Source organism: Bacillus sp. NTK034 (assembly GCF_017303275.1).
In the GTDB taxonomy this organism is placed as follows: Bacteria; Bacillota; Bacilli; order Bacillales; family Cytobacillaceae; genus Cytobacillus.
The window spans coordinates 782,575-799,123 of the sequence record NZ_JAFKOJ010000001.1 but is presented as its reverse complement, the minus strand read 5'-3'; the positions used below and the strand labels follow the sequence as shown (position 1 = coordinate 799,123).

The 16,549-nt window shown below is 42.6% G+C and carries 15 protein-coding genes; all 15 read right to left on the bottom strand.

Translation table 11 applies throughout. The features are described from left to right. Positions 1 to 51 precede the first annotated feature (51 nt). A complete protein-coding gene (locus tag JI665_RS04070) occupies positions 52 to 918 on the bottom strand; it encodes a 2-oxoacid:ferredoxin oxidoreductase subunit beta (RefSeq protein WP_009330663.1) in 867 nt (288 codons plus the stop codon). Continuing rightward, entirely contained in the window at positions 919 to 2,655 is a 1,737-nt protein-coding gene (locus JI665_RS04065; protein WP_206836592.1) for a 2-oxoacid:acceptor oxidoreductase subunit alpha, read from the bottom strand. A 300-nt stretch (positions 2,656 to 2,955) separates the two neighbouring features. Continuing rightward, complete coding sequence (locus tag JI665_RS04060; protein WP_206836589.1) at positions 2,956 to 3,879, bottom strand: dipeptidase; 924 nt, start codon at positions 3,877 to 3,879, stop codon at positions 2,956 to 2,958. A gap of 154 nt (positions 3,880 to 4,033) precedes the next feature. Then, a complete protein-coding gene (gene spoVS, locus JI665_RS04055) occupies positions 4,034 to 4,294 on the bottom strand; it encodes a stage V sporulation protein SpoVS (protein WP_026585459.1) in 261 nt (86 codons plus the stop codon). A 281-nt stretch (positions 4,295 to 4,575) separates the two neighbouring features. Further along, positions 4,576 to 5,373, bottom strand: coding sequence for a TIGR00282 family metallophosphoesterase (locus tag JI665_RS04050; protein WP_206836586.1), 798 nt, complete (start codon positions 5,371 to 5,373; stop codon positions 4,576 to 4,578). A 128-nt stretch (positions 5,374 to 5,501) separates the two neighbouring features. Further along, a complete protein-coding gene (gene rny, locus JI665_RS04045; protein WP_414635258.1) occupies positions 5,502 to 7,067 on the bottom strand; it encodes a ribonuclease Y in 1,566 nt (521 codons plus the stop codon). 418 nt (positions 7,068 to 7,485) lie between these two features. Then, positions 7,486 to 8,526 (bottom strand): recombinase RecA, encoded by a 1,041-nt coding sequence (gene recA / locus JI665_RS04040; protein WP_206836583.1) that lies wholly within the window; start codon positions 8,524 to 8,526, stop codon positions 7,486 to 7,488. 269 nt (positions 8,527 to 8,795) lie between these two features. Beyond that, a complete protein-coding gene (locus tag JI665_RS04035) occupies positions 8,796 to 10,046 on the bottom strand; it encodes a competence/damage-inducible protein A (protein ID WP_206836580.1) in 1,251 nt (416 codons plus the stop codon). Positions 10,047 to 10,073: 27 nt separating this feature from the next. Further along, positions 10,074 to 10,652, bottom strand: coding sequence for a CDP-diacylglycerol--glycerol-3-phosphate 3-phosphatidyltransferase (gene pgsA, locus JI665_RS04030; protein WP_206836577.1), 579 nt, complete (start codon positions 10,650 to 10,652; stop codon positions 10,074 to 10,076). A gap of 115 nt (positions 10,653 to 10,767) precedes the next feature. After that, positions 10,768 to 11,688 (bottom strand): helix-turn-helix domain-containing protein, encoded by a 921-nt coding sequence (locus JI665_RS04025; RefSeq protein ID WP_206836574.1) that lies wholly within the window; start codon positions 11,686 to 11,688, stop codon positions 10,768 to 10,770. A gap of 21 nt (positions 11,689 to 11,709) precedes the next feature. After that, positions 11,710 to 12,501 (bottom strand): YmfK family protein, encoded by a 792-nt coding sequence (locus JI665_RS04020; protein WP_159862727.1) that lies wholly within the window; start codon positions 12,499 to 12,501, stop codon positions 11,710 to 11,712. A 234-nt stretch (positions 12,502 to 12,735) separates the two neighbouring features. Next, positions 12,736 to 12,993: a DUF3243 domain-containing protein gene (locus JI665_RS04015; protein WP_206836571.1), complete on the bottom strand. Its 258-nt coding sequence runs from the start codon at positions 12,991 to 12,993 to the stop codon at positions 12,736 to 12,738. 116 nt (positions 12,994 to 13,109) lie between these two features. Further along, on the bottom strand, positions 13,110 to 13,832 hold the full coding sequence (gene ymfI, locus JI665_RS04010; RefSeq protein WP_206836567.1) for an elongation factor P 5-aminopentanone reductase: 723 nt from the start codon (positions 13,830 to 13,832) through the stop codon (positions 13,110 to 13,112). A gap of 59 nt (positions 13,833 to 13,891) precedes the next feature. Beyond that, positions 13,892 to 15,181 carry an EF-P 5-aminopentanol modification-associated protein YfmH gene (gene yfmH, locus JI665_RS04005; protein ID WP_206836561.1) on the bottom strand — a complete coding sequence of 430 codons (1,290 nt, stop codon included), beginning with the start codon at positions 15,179 to 15,181 and terminating at the stop codon, positions 13,892 to 13,894. Continuing rightward, positions 15,181 to 16,461, bottom strand: a complete 1,281-nt coding sequence (gene yfmF, locus JI665_RS04000) for an EF-P 5-aminopentanol modification-associated protein YfmF (protein ID WP_206836558.1) — start codon at positions 16,459 to 16,461, stop codon at positions 15,181 to 15,183. Before yfmF ends, yfmH begins: the two co-directional genes overlap by 1 nt. Positions 16,462 to 16,549: the final 88 nt, after the last annotated feature.

Sequence of the window (16,549 nt, the reverse complement as noted above, 5' to 3'; positions counted from 1 at the left end):
TCTCATTCAATACAAGAAAAAAGAAGCCCGGGATTCCCGGACTTCTTATGATTACATAAATTCAGCTGCAAGTTTATCAAAGTGAGCTTGATCTAGTTCCAGATCCGCTTGTGATAAAGGAGTTTCAGAGTAACCTGAAAGCAATTCCTGATAAGACTTGCGCTCTGTGTCCTGGTAGATTAAGCCAGTTACAAGGCCGCTGTGCTTCATAAGAGTCTGCATTGCCATTTCACGGCTTGAGTTGTCATAGCCTTCCACATCGCTAAGCTTTGTCAGGTTTTCTTTAAACCAGTCATATGTGTTGACTTTATTGTATGTAACACATGGACTGAACACGTTAATTAAAGAGAAGCCATCATGCTTGATGCCTGCTTCGATTAACGCTGTCAGATCTTTAAGGTCAGTTGAGAAGCTTTGTGCCACGAAAGTCGCACCTGCTGTTAATGCCATTTCCATTGGAGAAATCGCCTGCTCAATAGAACCTTGAGGAGTAGACTTCGTTTTGAAACCAGCCGCAGAACGCGGTGAAGTCTGGCCTTTTGTTAAACCATAGATTTGGTTATCCATTACGATATAAGTGATGTTCACATTACGGCGGATCGCATGAATCGTATGGCCCATACCGATCGCGAATCCATCTCCGTCACCGCCGGATGCGATAACTGTTAAATCGCGGTTAGCCATTTTCACACCCTGAGCGATCGGCAGTGAACGCCCATGAATGCCGTGGAAACCGTATGAATTGATATAGCCGGAAATACGTCCGGAGCATCCAATGCCTGATACTACAGCTAAGTTCTCCGGCTCTAAACCAACATTTGCTGCCGCACGCTGAATCGCAGCCTGCACGGAGAAGTCTCCACAGCCTGGACACCAGTTTGGTTTTACATTATTTCGAAAGTCTTTAAATGTGGCCATTTAGAACAACTCCTTGCATTTTGTGTGAATTTCATGCGGCAAGAATGGATTTCCGTCGTACTTTAATAGCTTATGTACTTTCTCAGCATGTCCGACGTTCATCTTCATGATGTTCGCTAATTGTCCTGTAGCGTTGTTTTCTACTACAGCGATTTTTTTAGCTGATTTCACAAGCGGCAATAACTCATCCGTTGGGAAAGGATGAATCAGGCGAACTTGTGCATGGTTCACTTTAATACCGTCCTGTTCAAGTCTGCTCATTGCTTCCTCAATTGCACCGCGTGTTGAGTTGAAGCCGACGATCAGCAAGTCTGCTTCTTCATGAGGAGCATTCTTGTGAACAGGTGTATTGAATTTTATATTTTCAATCTTGCGGAAACGCTTATCCATTTGAGCATTGCGGTTTGCAGCTGATTCTGAAGGTTTTCCAGTTTCATCATGCTCCACACCCGTCACATGGTGGATTCCGTTTTTCATGCCAGGGATCACTCGAGGTGAAACACCATCTTCTGTAACCTCAAAGCGCTTGAAGTAGCCTTTGTTTTCAATTTCAGGAAGTTCTTCTGTAACAAGCTTTCCTCGACGGATTTCAACTTTGCTGAAATCAAGCGGCTCCACTGTCTGCTTTCCAAGAGAAAGCTGCAGGTCTGAGAGGACAATAACCGGACACTGGTATTCTTCTGCAAGGTTGAAAGCTTCAGCCGTATCATAGAATGCTTCCTGTACAGTACTTGGAGCAAGTACGATTTTTGGAATCTCGCCATGAGTGCCGTAAATCATTGCCATTAAGTCAGATTGCTCCTGCTTTGTAGGTAGTCCTGTAGAAGGGCCCCCACGCTGTGTATCTACGATAACAAGCGGTGTTTCAGTAATTCCTGAAAGGCCGATAGCTTCCATTTTAAGGGAAAGTCCAGGACCTGCAGATGCTGTAATTGAGCGGACACCGGCGTAGTTTGCACCGATTGCCATTGTTACTGCGGCAATTTCATCTTCTGTCTGGATGACAGATCCGCCAAGCGCCGGAAGTTTTTTTATCAGATATTCCATGATTTCGGATGCAGGTGTGATTGGGTAAGCGGCCATGAAGCGGCATCCTCCTGCAAGAGCACCAAGAGCGATTGCATCGTTTCCGATCATGAATAAACGCTTCAGTCCGTCAGCTTTTTCAAGCTCCATTAATTCCACATCATCGCTGAGCTTTTCTTTCATGAAATCAAAGCCAGCCTGAATGGCTTCCATGTTTTTATCGACAACCTGCTGTCCTTTTCGCCCAAAAATCTCTTGAACTACTTCTTCAAATACTTTAATATCTAAATTTAGAACTGCACATGTCGCACCAACAGCAACCATGTTTTTCATCAGGGATGTTCCAAGCTCTGTAGCAATCTCTGTAAAAGGTACTGCAAACAAAGCTGCATTCGTATCTTCTGGCTGTTTTGGATCAAATTTCGCATCTGCAATCATGATCCCTTTATCGTGAAGTTCTTTGTAGTTTAAATCGATTGTTTCCTGGTCAAAAGCTACCAGAATATCTAAATCGTCCGAAATAGAACGAATTTGTGACGTGCTGACGCGAATCTTGTTGTTCGTGTGCCCGCCCTTAATACGTGATGAAAAGTGGCGGTAACCGTACAGGTAGTAGCCTAAACGATTTAATGCAATGGAAAAAATCTCCCCGGTACTTTCGATACCTTCCCCTTGCTGTCCTCCAACTTTCCATGAAAGTTGATTGATCATGTCTTACACCCCTTTAGATACGTTAAGAAATTATGTAAAAACGTTTATTTAATTTAAGTGTAGTACTTGTCCAGTCAATCCTGTTATTTCACCATACCTTAAAGGCTATATTCTGGAAGCTGGATGGGTACTAAACGCTTTCAATTCTAGACCTATGTGTCTAAAAAAGCAACCCTTTCTGAATATTTATTGGCTAAAAGATGAATATTTTTTTATTTTTTGAAAAATACTAAAAAGATTATTTCATTTTGGATTTATCAGGTCTTTCACATCCCTTGATATACAGTTTTTTCACCATTTTCACCTTGGAAATCTGTTATAAAAATTCCGAAATGAAAATTTTTCAGCTTGTATATCAGAATAATATTTTGTTAGTTCATTTATCAGGCTATCGTATTTTCTTGCATCCTCCAAACCTGCAACTCTTCCATCCGTACCGTCAAAATCCGAACCAAAGCCCACATGATTTTCTCCTCCAAGTGAACATACATGTTCAAGATGTCTTAGGATGTCTGTAATCGTGGCTGTTTGTTTTCCTGATAAAAACTCCGTCACAAATGTAATGCCCATCACACTGTCCCGATCAATCAGTGCTTCAATCTGTTCGTTTGATAAATTGCGTGGATTCGGGCACAGCGAATAGCAGTTCGAGTGAGAGGCAAAAGGATAATCCGCCCATTCCATCACATCCCAGAACCCTCGTTCAGAAAGATGGGATACATCGCACCATGCTTTGCTGGCATTTAATTCATAGACCACTTGTTTGCCAAATGAAGAAAGCCCTGCCCCCCTTTCTTCAAGCACTCCATCAGCTGCACAGTTAGCATAATTCCAGGTCAATCCCACTGAAGACACTCCCAGCCTGAGAAGCGTCTTCAATTTAAGCAGATCGCAGCCAACAGCATCACATCCCTCCAGTGTAAGCACTGCCCCTACTTCATCATCCTGCAGCAGGTCGATGTCCCGGCTGCTTCTAATGAGCTTTAATTGCGGGTTGGGTTTAAGCACTTTATCGTAAAACAGATCGGTCATATATAGTGCTGCGTTGAACTTCATTTCTGGATGGACAGATTCAGGAACATATATGGCAAAGCATTGAACTTTTATACTGGAAGCCTGCAGCCCAGCAAGGTTCACCTGAAGACTGCCTGAATTATTAAAGTCAACCTTTCTGTCCATAAACATTTTATATAGGACATCACAATGTGCATCAAATATTTTCATGCTGTTTTCCTCCCTTTTTCTGCATAGCTTTATCTTATTAAAAAAAGAACCTGTTTGCCTATGATGCAAACAGGTTTTAATATTTTTGCACGAATTTATATTTTGCTGACTTATGCATATGACAAAGGATGATTTCCCATTCTGAAGCTTTTGCCTAACGCGGTTCCACAATCAGCTTAATGGCAGTCCGCTCTTCGCCGTCAATCAGGATATCCGTGAATGCAGGGATACAAATTAAATCCACTCCGCTAGGCGCTACGAATCCTCTTGCGATCGCTACTGCCTTAACAGCCTGGTTCAATGCACCCGCACCAATTGCCTGGATTTCCGCACTTCCTCTTTCGCGAAGAACTCCAGCAAGCGCACCAGCTACAGAATTAGGATTAGATTTTGCTGAAACTTTTAATATTTCCATTCCTAGCTCCTCCTCGTTTTACCCCTCCTGTATGCATTGCTCAAAGCGCTGATTCGCCTTCTGTAAAGGCTGAATGCCTTCAGATAAGCAATTACTTTCCGTTCATGCACATCCCGCTTTGATGGAATTTAGCACCAGGTCTATATATCATTCCATTGCTACTATATTCAGCTTAGAATTCACATATTCCGGCTTGGACAAAAAAAGCATGGTTTTAGGCTGAATTTTCTGCAAAAACCAAAAAAACCGCACTCGGACATCCGAATGCAGTTTTTATCAGTTTATGAGTAAAAAGGATGGTCATCATTAATCAAGATCCGGTCAATTTTTTTTGCCAAACCCGTTTTTGGACTCAGCTCAATGAATGCTGCACTTAATTGGGTCCTTCCTTCTTTCGGAACTTCAAACCGAACCGGCAGTCCAGTCAAAAACCTTTTGATTACAGCTTCTTTTTCAACACCAAGGATACCGTCATAAGGGCCTGTCATTCCCACATCAGACATAAAGGCTGTCCCGCCAGGCAAAATACGGTTATCGGCTGTCTGCACGTGTGTATGCGTACCCACGACGGCTGATACCTTTCCATCCAAATACCAGCCCATTGCCTGTTTTTCACTTGTTGCTTCCGCATGAAAATCAACAAAAATGAACGGAGTCCTTTCACGGGCTTCTTTTATCAGTTCATCCGCCTTTTGGAAAGGACAATCACTTGTATTCATAAAAGTCCTGCCCTGAAGGCTGATCACCGCTACTTCCTCTGTATTAAATTTTAAATACACCATGCCTTTTCCAGGATTATTTGAAGGAAAATTGGCCGGACGAACCATATATTTAGCGCGGTCAATGAATTCAAAAATTTCCCGGTTATCCCAGGTATGATTACCGAGAGTTACCGCCTGAGCACCAGCCTCAAGAAAGCTGCGGTAAATCTTTTCCGTAATACCCTTTCCACCCGCTGCATTTTCCCCATTAATAATTGTGATATGCGGGCGGTATTTTTCTTTTAGCTTCGGTACATATTCAGTGATCATATCCCGCCCCTGTGATCCCACTACATCTCCGACAAACAATATATTCATGTCATATCCCTTTCTGTTTTTAAAGATATATGTATTCTTTCCCAGTCATTTTTATTAGTTTAACACAGTTTCCTGCATCAATATAAAGCACACCCGAAAAAGAAATAAAGCGATGCATGAGCATCGCTTTATTTTGCATATTCAACGGCCCTCGTTTCACGGATAACCGTGACCTTGATGTGGCCTGGATAATCAAGTTCCTCTTCAATCTTCTTACGGATATCCCTTGCCAAACGATGAGCTTCAAGGTCATCAATTTGTTCAGGTTTAACCATAATGCGAATTTCGCGTCCTGCCTGAATGGCAAAAGATTTTTCAACGCCATCATAGGATTCTGAAATCTCTTCAAGCTTTTCCAGACGGCGAATATAGTTCTCAAGCGTCTCTCTTCTTGCTCCAGGTCTTGCTGCTGATAAAGCATCAGCTGCAGCGACAAGTACGGCAATGATCGATGTAGGCTCTGTGTCACCATGGTGGGAAGCGATACTGTTGATGACAACAGGATGCTCCTTATACTTAGTGGCAAGCTCCACACCTATTTCAACATGGCTTCCTTCCACCTCATGGTCGATTGCTTTACCGATATCATGAAGCAATCCTGCACGGCGGGCCAATGTTTCGTCCTGTCCTAATTCGGCAGCCAGCAAACCTGAAAGCTGAGCCACTTCCATTGAATGCTTTAACACATTCTGACCGTAGCTTGTACGGAATTTTAAACGGCCAAGAATTTTGATTAAATCTGGATGCAGACCGTGAACACCAACCTCGAAAGTAGTTTGTTCACCGATTTCACGGATGTGTTCATCCACTTCACGGCGGGCCTTATCAACCATTTCCTCAATTCGGGCTGGATGGATGCGTCCGTCCTGAACCAGTTTGTCTAAAGCTAAGCGTGCAGTCTCACGGCGAATCGGATCAAAACCGGATAAAATAACCGCTTCCGGCGTATCATCGATTATGAGATCAATTCCAGTCAGAGTTTCCAGAGTACGGATATTACGGCCTTCACGGCCAATAATGCGCCCTTTCATCTCATCATTTGGCAGATTGACAACTGATACAGTAGTTTCTGCTACATGATCCGCTGCACATCTTTGGATAGCCAGTGACAAGATTTCTTTCGCTTTCTTATCTGCGTCCTCTTTCGCTCTAGTCTCGCTCTCTTTTACCATAATAGCGACATCGTGAGCCACTTCCTGCTCCGTGCGCTCTAAAATGATGGACTTTGCCTCTTCACGAGTCAAGCCTGAGATACGTTCCAGCTCAGCTTGCTGCTCTTTAATCATCTCGTCCACTTTGCTTTCCATCTCTTCAATATGCTGTTGTCTTTTGCTAAGAGAATCGTCCCTCTTTTCTAAAAGCACTTCACGTTTATCTAACGTTTCATCTTTACGATCAAGGTTCTCTTCTCTTTGCATTAAGCGATTTTCTTGTTTTTGCAGTTCATTTCTTCGATCACGAATTTCACTTTCCGCATCTGTGCGAAGCTTGTGAATTTCATCTTTCGCTTCAAGCAGGGCTTCTTTCTTCGTAGCCTCAGCTTCTCGCTTTGCGTCTTCCAAAATCTGCTCAGCAGCATCTTTAGCTCCTGCAATTTTTGCTTCGGCAATAGATTTGCGAACAAAATAGCCAACAATAGCACCGACGATTAGGCCAAGCAAAATGGAGATGATTGCTGTTACTAGATCCATCATTTCACCTCCTCTTGCTATGAACTTGTTTGTGTTACGTTTTTTAAAGTGTCGGCATGTACATTGTCCAATTCAACATACAGCACTAAGGCTTTTAAACGTTTCAATCTTAAAAAAGCATTGGGCATCCATTTTGGGCTGGCATTATATTAACGTATGAATAGCCAATGGAGCCTGGAGCCAGACAATGTCTAACTCAATAAGAATTTCTTTACATATAAAATGTAAAATATACATTTTTAATTGTAAGGCTGTGGAATTTTATTGTCAAGGGTTTGTCCTAAAGGCTTTTCTTAATATTTCGATTGGTTTGAACTCTTAATAATTATAAGCAAGTTTTGGCTATAATAAAAAATGCTTAGTGAATCACTTATTATCCATAAGAAAAGCAAAGCCACCCGGGCTTTGCTTTTTCTTAGTATTAATCGATAAGCTCGAATTCTTCCTGCTCTTCGTCTCCGCTGATTACTTTATCTTCGTCAAGTCCGTAGTGTTCACGGATTTGTTTTTGGATAGTGAGGCGAATTTCCGGGTTTTCTTTTAGGAATACTTTGGCGTTTTCACGGCCTTGGCCTAAGCGCTCTTCGTTAAATGAGTACCATGAACCGCTCTTTTGGACAATATCCAGTTCAGATCCAAGATCGATGATTTCGCCTTCCTTCGAGATTCCTTCACCGTACATGATATCTACTTCCGCTACTCTGAATGGAGGAGCGACTTTGTTTTTGACAACTTTGATCTTTGTCTTATTACCAACCATTTCATTGCCCTGCTTAAGGGTTTCTGCACGGCGCACTTCAAGACGGACAGAAGAGTAGAATTTCAATGCGCGTCCGCCAGGAGTGGTTTCAGGATTCCCGAACATAACTCCGACTTTTTCACGAATCTGGTTAATGAAAATCGCAATGGTTTTAGATTTGTTGATTGCACCTGATAGTTTACGAAGTGCCTGGGACATAAGGCGGGCCTGCAAACCAACATGGGAGTCACCCATTTCCCCTTCAATTTCAGCCTTTGGCACAAGAGCTGCAACAGAGTCAATTACCAGGATATCCACAGCGCCGCTTCGAACAAGAGCTTCTGCAATTTCAAGCGCCTGCTCACCTGTATCCGGCTGGGAAAGAAGAAGCTCATCAATATTTACACCAAGCTTTTGTGCATAAACAGGGTCTAGAGCATGTTCAGCATCGATAAAAGCAGCTTGTCCTCCGCTTGCCTGAACCTCTGCAATTGCATGCAGGGCAACTGTTGTTTTACCTGAGCTCTCAGGTCCATAAATTTCAATAATACGTCCTCTTGGGTAGCCGCCTACCCCAAGAGCTGCATCAAGGGCAAGGGATCCGCTTGGTGCAGTGGAAATTTTGCGGTCAGTCTGTTCACCAAGCTTCATGATAGAACCTTTACCAAATTGCTTTTCTATTTGTTTTAACGCCATTTCAAGAGCTGCTTGACGATCACTCACTAATAGTTCCTCCTTTTATATAGACGAATCTATCTTTTGATTAGATTCGTTTTGTCTCATCTCAAATCCTAACTCTACTATAAACCTTTTCAATGCATTTGTCGAGCAAAAAGTCGAACATCCATTCGTTTTTTTCACCGGGACGTTTTGCCCGAAAATATTAATTCATGCGGAGGAAAATGAAATTTTCAGGTGTGAATCAATAGAAGAAATAGCATTTTGATAAGAATTCTGCCTATTTTTCAGGCTATTAAAAAATCAGAACGCTTTTAGGCGCTCTGACTTTCTTTTAATGCTTTTATAAGAAAATGGCAGCCGTATTTTACCGTACGGACCCGGTTTGCTGCCCTGGTTCCCCCAAGGTTCAGCTTTTCAGTCTGGACTGGCTTTCCTTTTATCCAGATGCCTATATATACGGTTCCCACCGGGTTGCCTTCCAGTTCGTCAGGACCTGCAACACCTGTGAAGCTGATCCCGATATCTGAGTTAGTCAGACTTGCGACATTCACAGCAAGCTCTGCTGCACACTGAGCACTGACGACCCCGTCGTTATCAATCGTTTCTTTGCGGACTTTTAACACTTCAGCCTTAACTTCGTTTGTATAACAAACCACTCCGCCTTTTAGAAGACCGCCTGCTCCCGGAATAGAGGTAAACTCCTGCTGGAACATCCCTCCTGTTAAACTCTCAGCAGCGGAAATAGTCATATTGTTTTCCTTGATCAGCTTGGTAAGCTCATGCATCAAGGAAGTGTCATCATAGCCATAGAAAAATTCTCCGACACGGTCGAGGATCTTGGCTTCAGTTTCATCCATCAGCATCATGGCCGTGTTAGACTGACTATGCTTTGCTGTGAGCCTCAGTGTAACTTCCCCATCAGATGCAAGCGGGGCAATGGTTGGATTACTCTGCGCATCGATAATATCTTCAATCTCCGTTTCCAGCATGGCTTCTCCAATCCCGAAGAAGTGCAGCACCCGGGAAACAATCACATCCTCGGTGCCCAGCTTGGATTGCAGGGCTGGAAAGGCATGTTTGAGGAACATTGGCTCCATCTCATTTGGCGGACCCGGAAGAAGCATAAAAACATGCCGGCCACTATCGTCAATCATTCCGGGTGCCATTCCATGCTCGTTAGGAAGCACTTGCGCATCCTTAAGAACCAGGGCCTGTTTTTTATTATTCTCAGTCATCTCTCTGTTGGTGCGTTTAAAATAAAGCTGTATAGATTCAAGCGCCTGTTCGTCCATGACGAGCTCTTTGCCAAGATGGCGGGCAATCGTTTCTTTCGTTAAATCATCCTTTGTCGGTCCCAGTCCGCCCGTGAAGACGATCAGGTCAGAACGGCCTTCGGCAATTTTGATCACCGATTTTAGGCGCTCGGGATTATCTCCAACCACTGTATGGTAAAAAACGTTAATGCCCAGTTCTGCAAGCTGCCGGGACAGAAAGCGGGCATTTGTATTTACTATTTGTCCAAGTAAAAGCTCAGACCCGACAGCTATAATTTCAGCATTCATTCAAAAGCCCCCTTCTGGGTAAAGTAATTATTTTGAGTTAATGAAGGCCTGCTTGTTTTTAGCAAAGTAGTCCCAGCCGGACCAGATCGTAAAGAACATCGCAACCCAAAGGGCAATCAGGTCAAACCGGATTGAAACCATTTCAAAAATAATATTATGTAAAAGCAGTGCAGAAATGGCCACGATTTGTGCCCAGGTTTTGATTTTGCCAAGCTGATTCGCTGCGACTACTTCTCCTTCCCCCGCCAGAACAAGCCTTAAACCTGTTACAGCAAATTCCCGGCTGATTATTATAATGACAATCCATGATGGAGCCAGACCAAGATCAACCAGAACAATTAATGCTGCAGAGACGAGAAGCTTGTCTGCAAGCGGATCAAGAAACTTGCCCAGGTTTGTAACCAGATTGTACTTGCGGGCAAAGTAGCCGTCGACCCAATCGGTAACTGAAGCAATAATAAAAATAAGAGCTCCAATCAGATGGGTAACGGGCATTTCAGCTCCTAACAACTCTACATTTCCCCATGAAAGAGGGATGAGCATAACGAGCAGAAATATTGGTATCAGCAAGATACGGGACACTGTAATTTTATTTGGCAGATTCATGTTTTACCTCCAAGTATTATAAATGAAGCTTCTTGCAGAAAAAGTTTAAGACAATTGCTCAATCCTTTTACTGATAATTTTTACATAAAAAGCGAAAATAGTCATCTAAAGATGACTATTCGTTCTTCGGCGCGTACTTTATGGTTATATCCTGCTTGACGGATTGTGAAGGCGGCACCTTATACTCAATTTTTTCGCCGTTTACATAGATTTCAGTTTGAGTCGAATTTCCGACTACAATGGAAGCTTCCGTTTCCTTTGAAAAGTCTACCTTCTGGCTTTTCGTGCCATTCGAAGTCAGCATTCCCTGGAAGAGGGAATCCCCTTTGCCGTTCTTGATATTCACCCAAGTTTCTCCTGTAGACAAAACCTCCAGTTCAAACTTGTCCGCATTTTTCAATTCATAAACCGTTCCATTTCCGCTGGATTGCACCACAGCAACCTCCTGCTTTGGCGCTTCCTCGGCTTCCTGTTCCTCAGAATTATCCTCAGCAGTCTCTTTGTCAGCAGATTCTTCTTTCTTACCTGCTGATTCATCTTTATCATTTTCATCTTTTTTACTATCAGCAAGGTTTTCAGACTCTTCTATGACCGTCTGCCCATCTGTCCGATCTGATGGCTTTTCATCATTATCCGCCTGATCTTTGGCCCCAAGGAAATTATAAAGGACCGCGATGAGACCAATTATAAAGACACCAATGAGTACCTTTGGAAGAATATCGAATACCTTTGAAGTCCTGCCCGATAAATCTTTTCTGGATTGAACACGGGAAAGCTTTTCCGGAATATCATCATCCACCTGTGCCGGAATGTCATTTTTATACTGCTCGAAAATTTCTTCCGGCTCAATTCCAACCGCTTCAGCATATTGCTTTATAAATGCCCTGACATAAAACTTTCCGGGCATCATGCTATAATCGCCCTCTTCAATTCCCATCAAATAGCGCTTTTGTATTTTTGTGACCTTCTGCAGATCGTCAAGGCTCATATCTTTAGCCAGCCGCGCTTCTTTTAAACGATTGCCTAGTTCTGTCAATTTACAACACCTTCCAACTTACTAAAAATCAAAGCCTCCAAAATCAGATTCCGAGAACATATTGTTTTTCTCTACTACATCATAAGTAATCTCTTCCTCAGGATCATGACGGAGCTCAATAATATAATCAAAATCATTAAGAGAGTATTCAGTGTTTTGCACAAAAATATCCGGATGCTCAACTACCTTTACTGCAGGAAGGCGCATAATTTCCCGGACAAGCTGCCAGTGCCGTTCGTTTGCACGTCTGGTTGAGACAATTCCGTCTATTATGAACAAATTGTTTTCATTATACTCATCCTCGATCAGCTGGTTGCGTATCGTCTGCTTAAGCAGAGTGGATGAAACAAATAGCCATCGTTTGTTCGCACAGACACTTGAAGCGACAATGGATTCTGTCTTTCCAACCCTTGGCATTCCTCTGATCCCTATTAGCTTGTGCCCTTCCTGTTTAAATAATTCGGCCATGAAATCGACCAGCAGACCAAGCTCATCCCTTACAAACCTAAACGTTTTCTTGTCATCTGCATCCCTTTGAATGTATCTTCCATGGCGCACGGCAAGACGGTCTCTGAGTTTAGGCTCCCGTAGCTTGATCACTTTAATCGTATCCATTGTATTAAGAATAGACTTTAAGCGTTCAATCTGTTCGTGGTCTTTAGCCAAGATCAGCAAGCCTCTTCGGCCTTCATCCACACCATTGATCGTGACAATATTAATCGAAAGCATACCCAGCAGGGAAGAAATGTCACCAAGCAAGCCTGGACGATTCTTTTGGATTTCATATTCCAAATACCATTCTGTTTTCTCCACCGGAAAACCTCCTCCTGCATGATGCGCACCTATTTGCGCATTTTATATGTATATATATAACTTTTGGTTATGTAAATTTTTATTAAACTTATCCTAAATTTTCATCTAGGTTCTATAATATATGATTTTTTACTAATATGAAAGAAAAAACCCGTTTGACCGGGAAGGAAATCTTTCTGGGGGAAAAACGAAAAGAGAGGATTTCCTCTCTTTTCGCTGATTGCTATAAAATTCTTAGTGAGTACCGTCATTTTGAACAAGCTTTACCATTATATTTGCAATGGCATGCTGCTCTTCCGGACTTGCTACGGACCAAAGATCAGCAAGGATTTTTTCCTGGTCATTCTTTGGCTCAACCTGCTTGGCTAAATAATCGCCAATTTGAAAAGCAAGGTCATTTACAGTTTCCTTATTCATTCCCTGATCCATTCCCTGATGAAGACGATCGCCAAGGAAATCTTTCCACTGCTGCCAGTTATCTAGTACAGACATAATTTTGCCTCCTTTAAATGTTGTACAATTATATTGTGCTTAGGGGCTGAGTAAAATATGCATGCACTAATAGACATAACCAAAAAACAAGTGACACTTTTTTGAACACTTGGGAGTTACGTATACCAGCCGCCATTTACAGCCAAGACCTGTCCGGTAATATAGGTTGCCTTTTCTGAAAGAAGGAAGGAAACGGAGTTGGCAATGTCAGCAGGCAGTGCAAGCCTGCCCATGGGAATGCCGCTTTTAACGGCATCGAGCTCTTCTTCAGTAAAATCATTCAGCATGGCGGTCTCGACGGCACCTGGTGCAACAGCATTAACCCTCACCCCGCTTAAGGCAACTTCCTTGCTTAAAGCTTTGGCAAAAGCAATTTGTGCACCCTTTGCTGCTGAGTATGCAACTTCACAAGCCGCACCCGTCTGGCCCCATATAGAGGAAATAACTACGACATTCCCGCTGCCCTTTGAAATAAGTTTTGGCAGAAGCTCTTTGGTCAGCAGGAGCGGTGAGGTCACATGAAGATTCATCAGCGACTCTGTTTCCTTTTCCGGCAATTCCGTAAGAAGTCCATATTGTGCTGACCCGCTATTATGGATAATGGCATCAAGAGAGAAGATATTTGGTATAATTTTTTTATAGCCGCCTTGTACAGACAGGTCAGCCTGGATCGGAATATATTCTCCGTCAAAGGTCTGCAGGCGGTCCAGCAGACTGTTTATACTCTGCTTGTTTTGATTGTAATGCAAATAAAGTGAATAGCCTTCCTCCGCCAGTTTGATGCTGATTGCCTGGCCGATTCCTCCGCTCGCTCCAGTTATTAACGCAAATTTTCTCATTTCATACACTCCTCAAAAAAAGCAAAGCGCCTTTTATGGCGCTCTGCTGAAACAGCTTTTTATTTCTTAGGCACAACCTGACAAACCGTAAACCGTTCTTCGCTTATCAAATTACCAGCCGCATTTTCCACATCCTCAAGTGTAATGCTTTCAAGCGTCGGCACTACATCAAACAAATCCATCTCATTAAAAGCATACCGGGTAAATTGATTGGCTATATATTCAGGAGAATTGACAGCACGCAGGAATGCGCCTATTTTCTTCTTCTTTGTCCGATCCAGTGTTTCCTGTGAAACAGCTCCCTTTTCCCTCGCATCCAGCAGCATCTTTTTCAATGTTTCTGCCAAACGGTCAGGATCATTTGTGTCCCCGCCGACCATGGCAAAACCAAAGCCCTCTTCCTGTGTATAATCAAATGAGAACGTGTCATCAATTAATCCTTCATTATACAGTGAGCTGTAGTGCTCAGAGCTTTTACCGAATAGGATATCCAGAAGCACATTCAGACTCAGCTCATTTTTAAGCATTTCCTTGCCGGACTGGTTTGCATTACTGCTCTTTATCCCAACAAGGCACTTTGATGTCTGGACATTCATCTCAAGCACTTTTTTCTTTTCAGCCGCTTCAGCAGGCTCTTCTTCGAATTGGCGTTTTATTTCAGGCAACTCTTTATAATTCTTCTTGCTTTGATTATTCCTCACCTGGGACATTATCTGATCCGGATCAACGGGTCCGACGATGAACAGAAGCATGTTGCTTGGGTGGTAGAAGGTTTCATAGCATTCATACAGCATATCTTTTGTGATATGGGAAATGGACTCGATCGTACCTGCGATATCGATTTTAACCGGATGGTTTTTGTACATATTTTCGATGAGGCCAAAATATAGGCGCCAGTCAGGATTGTCATCATACATGGTAATTTCCTGACCGATGATGCCTTTCTCTTTTTCAACAGTCTTTTCTGTAAAATAAGGATCCTGCACAAAATCAATCAGCGTCTCAAGGTTCAACTCTACATTAGATGTGCTGGAGAATAAATAAGCCGTCCTTGTAAAAGAAGTAAAAGCATTAGCCGATGCTCCCTGCTTACTGAATTGCTGGAATACATCGCCATCTTCTTTTTCAAATAGCTTGTGCTCCAAAAAATGAGCTATCCCATCTGGAACTTTTACAAATTCATCTTTTTCGGGAGGCAGGAAATGATTGTCAATCGAACCATATTTCGTTGTAAACGTGGCATAAGTCTTGTTAAATCCCTTTTTCGGCAAAATATATACATCCAGCCCATTTTCGAGGCTTTCATAATACAGCTCTTCCTGAAGCTGGTCAAAAGTGATTTTTTCCATTACTTCCCCTCCTCCTTTCCTGTCAGGAAATACACTGTATCCAAACTGACCTTCTTAGCTGTTTCGGCAATCTCCTCTTTAGTTACCTTATCCATTTCATCCATCCAGGTTTGAAGCGTAATTTCTTTGCCTGACACAACATTATGATAGAGGACTTCGACAATTCCGCGGGCTGTATCAACAGTCTCCAGAAGCTGATTTTTTATGACTGCTTTGGTCTGCTCCATTTCCTGTTCCGTAAAGTCCCCGTTTTTCATGGCTTCCAGCTGTTCTTTAATAATATTCACTGCCTGGTCATAATTACTGTTATCGATTCCCGACATAACCATCATTAAGCCTTTATGGCTTTCAAGGCGACTGGCTACATAGTATGCGAGACTGGCTTTTTCGCGGACGTTCAAGAACAATTTTGAGTGAGAAAAGCCTCCAAAAATTCCATTGAATACCTGAAGGGCATAATAACCAGGATCACCGTAAACGACATTTGTCCGGTAGCCGATATTAAGTTTCCCCTGCTTCACATCCTGTTCTTCCCTGACTTCATTAACAGATTCCTTGGCTCTTCCTGCAGATGCCGCAGCTGACTGAGGTGTTCTTTCCTCAAAAGATAATAGTTCACCTGCATAGGATTCGGCATCTGCCTCATCCACATCACCTATAACATATAAATCAAGCTCATCCTGCGCCATTGCCTGCTGATAATATTCATAAAGGCTTTCAGGCGTAATTTTGTCCACATCTTCTTTTTCGCCATTCACATGCAGCGCATAAGGCTCATCTTTACACATTTCCTGTACCAGCCGGAAATTCGAATAGCGCATTTTATCATCATAAACGGATTGAATTCGCTGTTTCAGCGTCCTTTTTTCTTTTTCAACCGTATCCTGGTCAAAAGCGACGCCTTGCACATTTGGCTTTGTCAGAATCTCCGATAAAAATTGGAACGCTTTTTTCAATAAAGGAGTTGGGTCTGAGAGAAACTTCTCATTCGCAATTTCAACTGAAATGGTAATGACATGATACTCGCCCTTTTTCGCCAAATCCACAAAAAGAGTTGCACCATATAATTCATCAAGATAAGAGCGAAGCTTTCCGGTTGCAGGGTAAGACGAACTGCTGCTTTGCAGGACATGCGGCAATAAAGATCTTAATGTAACAGTATCCTTTTCAAGCGGGGCTTTCATTTTCCAAACCAGTGTGTTGGTTTTATATTTCTCTGTTTTAACTACATGAAGCTTATAGCCATTCATGGCTTTTACGGATTCAGAGATTACAGCCATTTCTTTTCCTCCTGTCGGTAAATTGATGAATCCAAAGTACGGTCAATATGAAGAATAGGGAATATCGCCTATATGTAAACACTTTGCT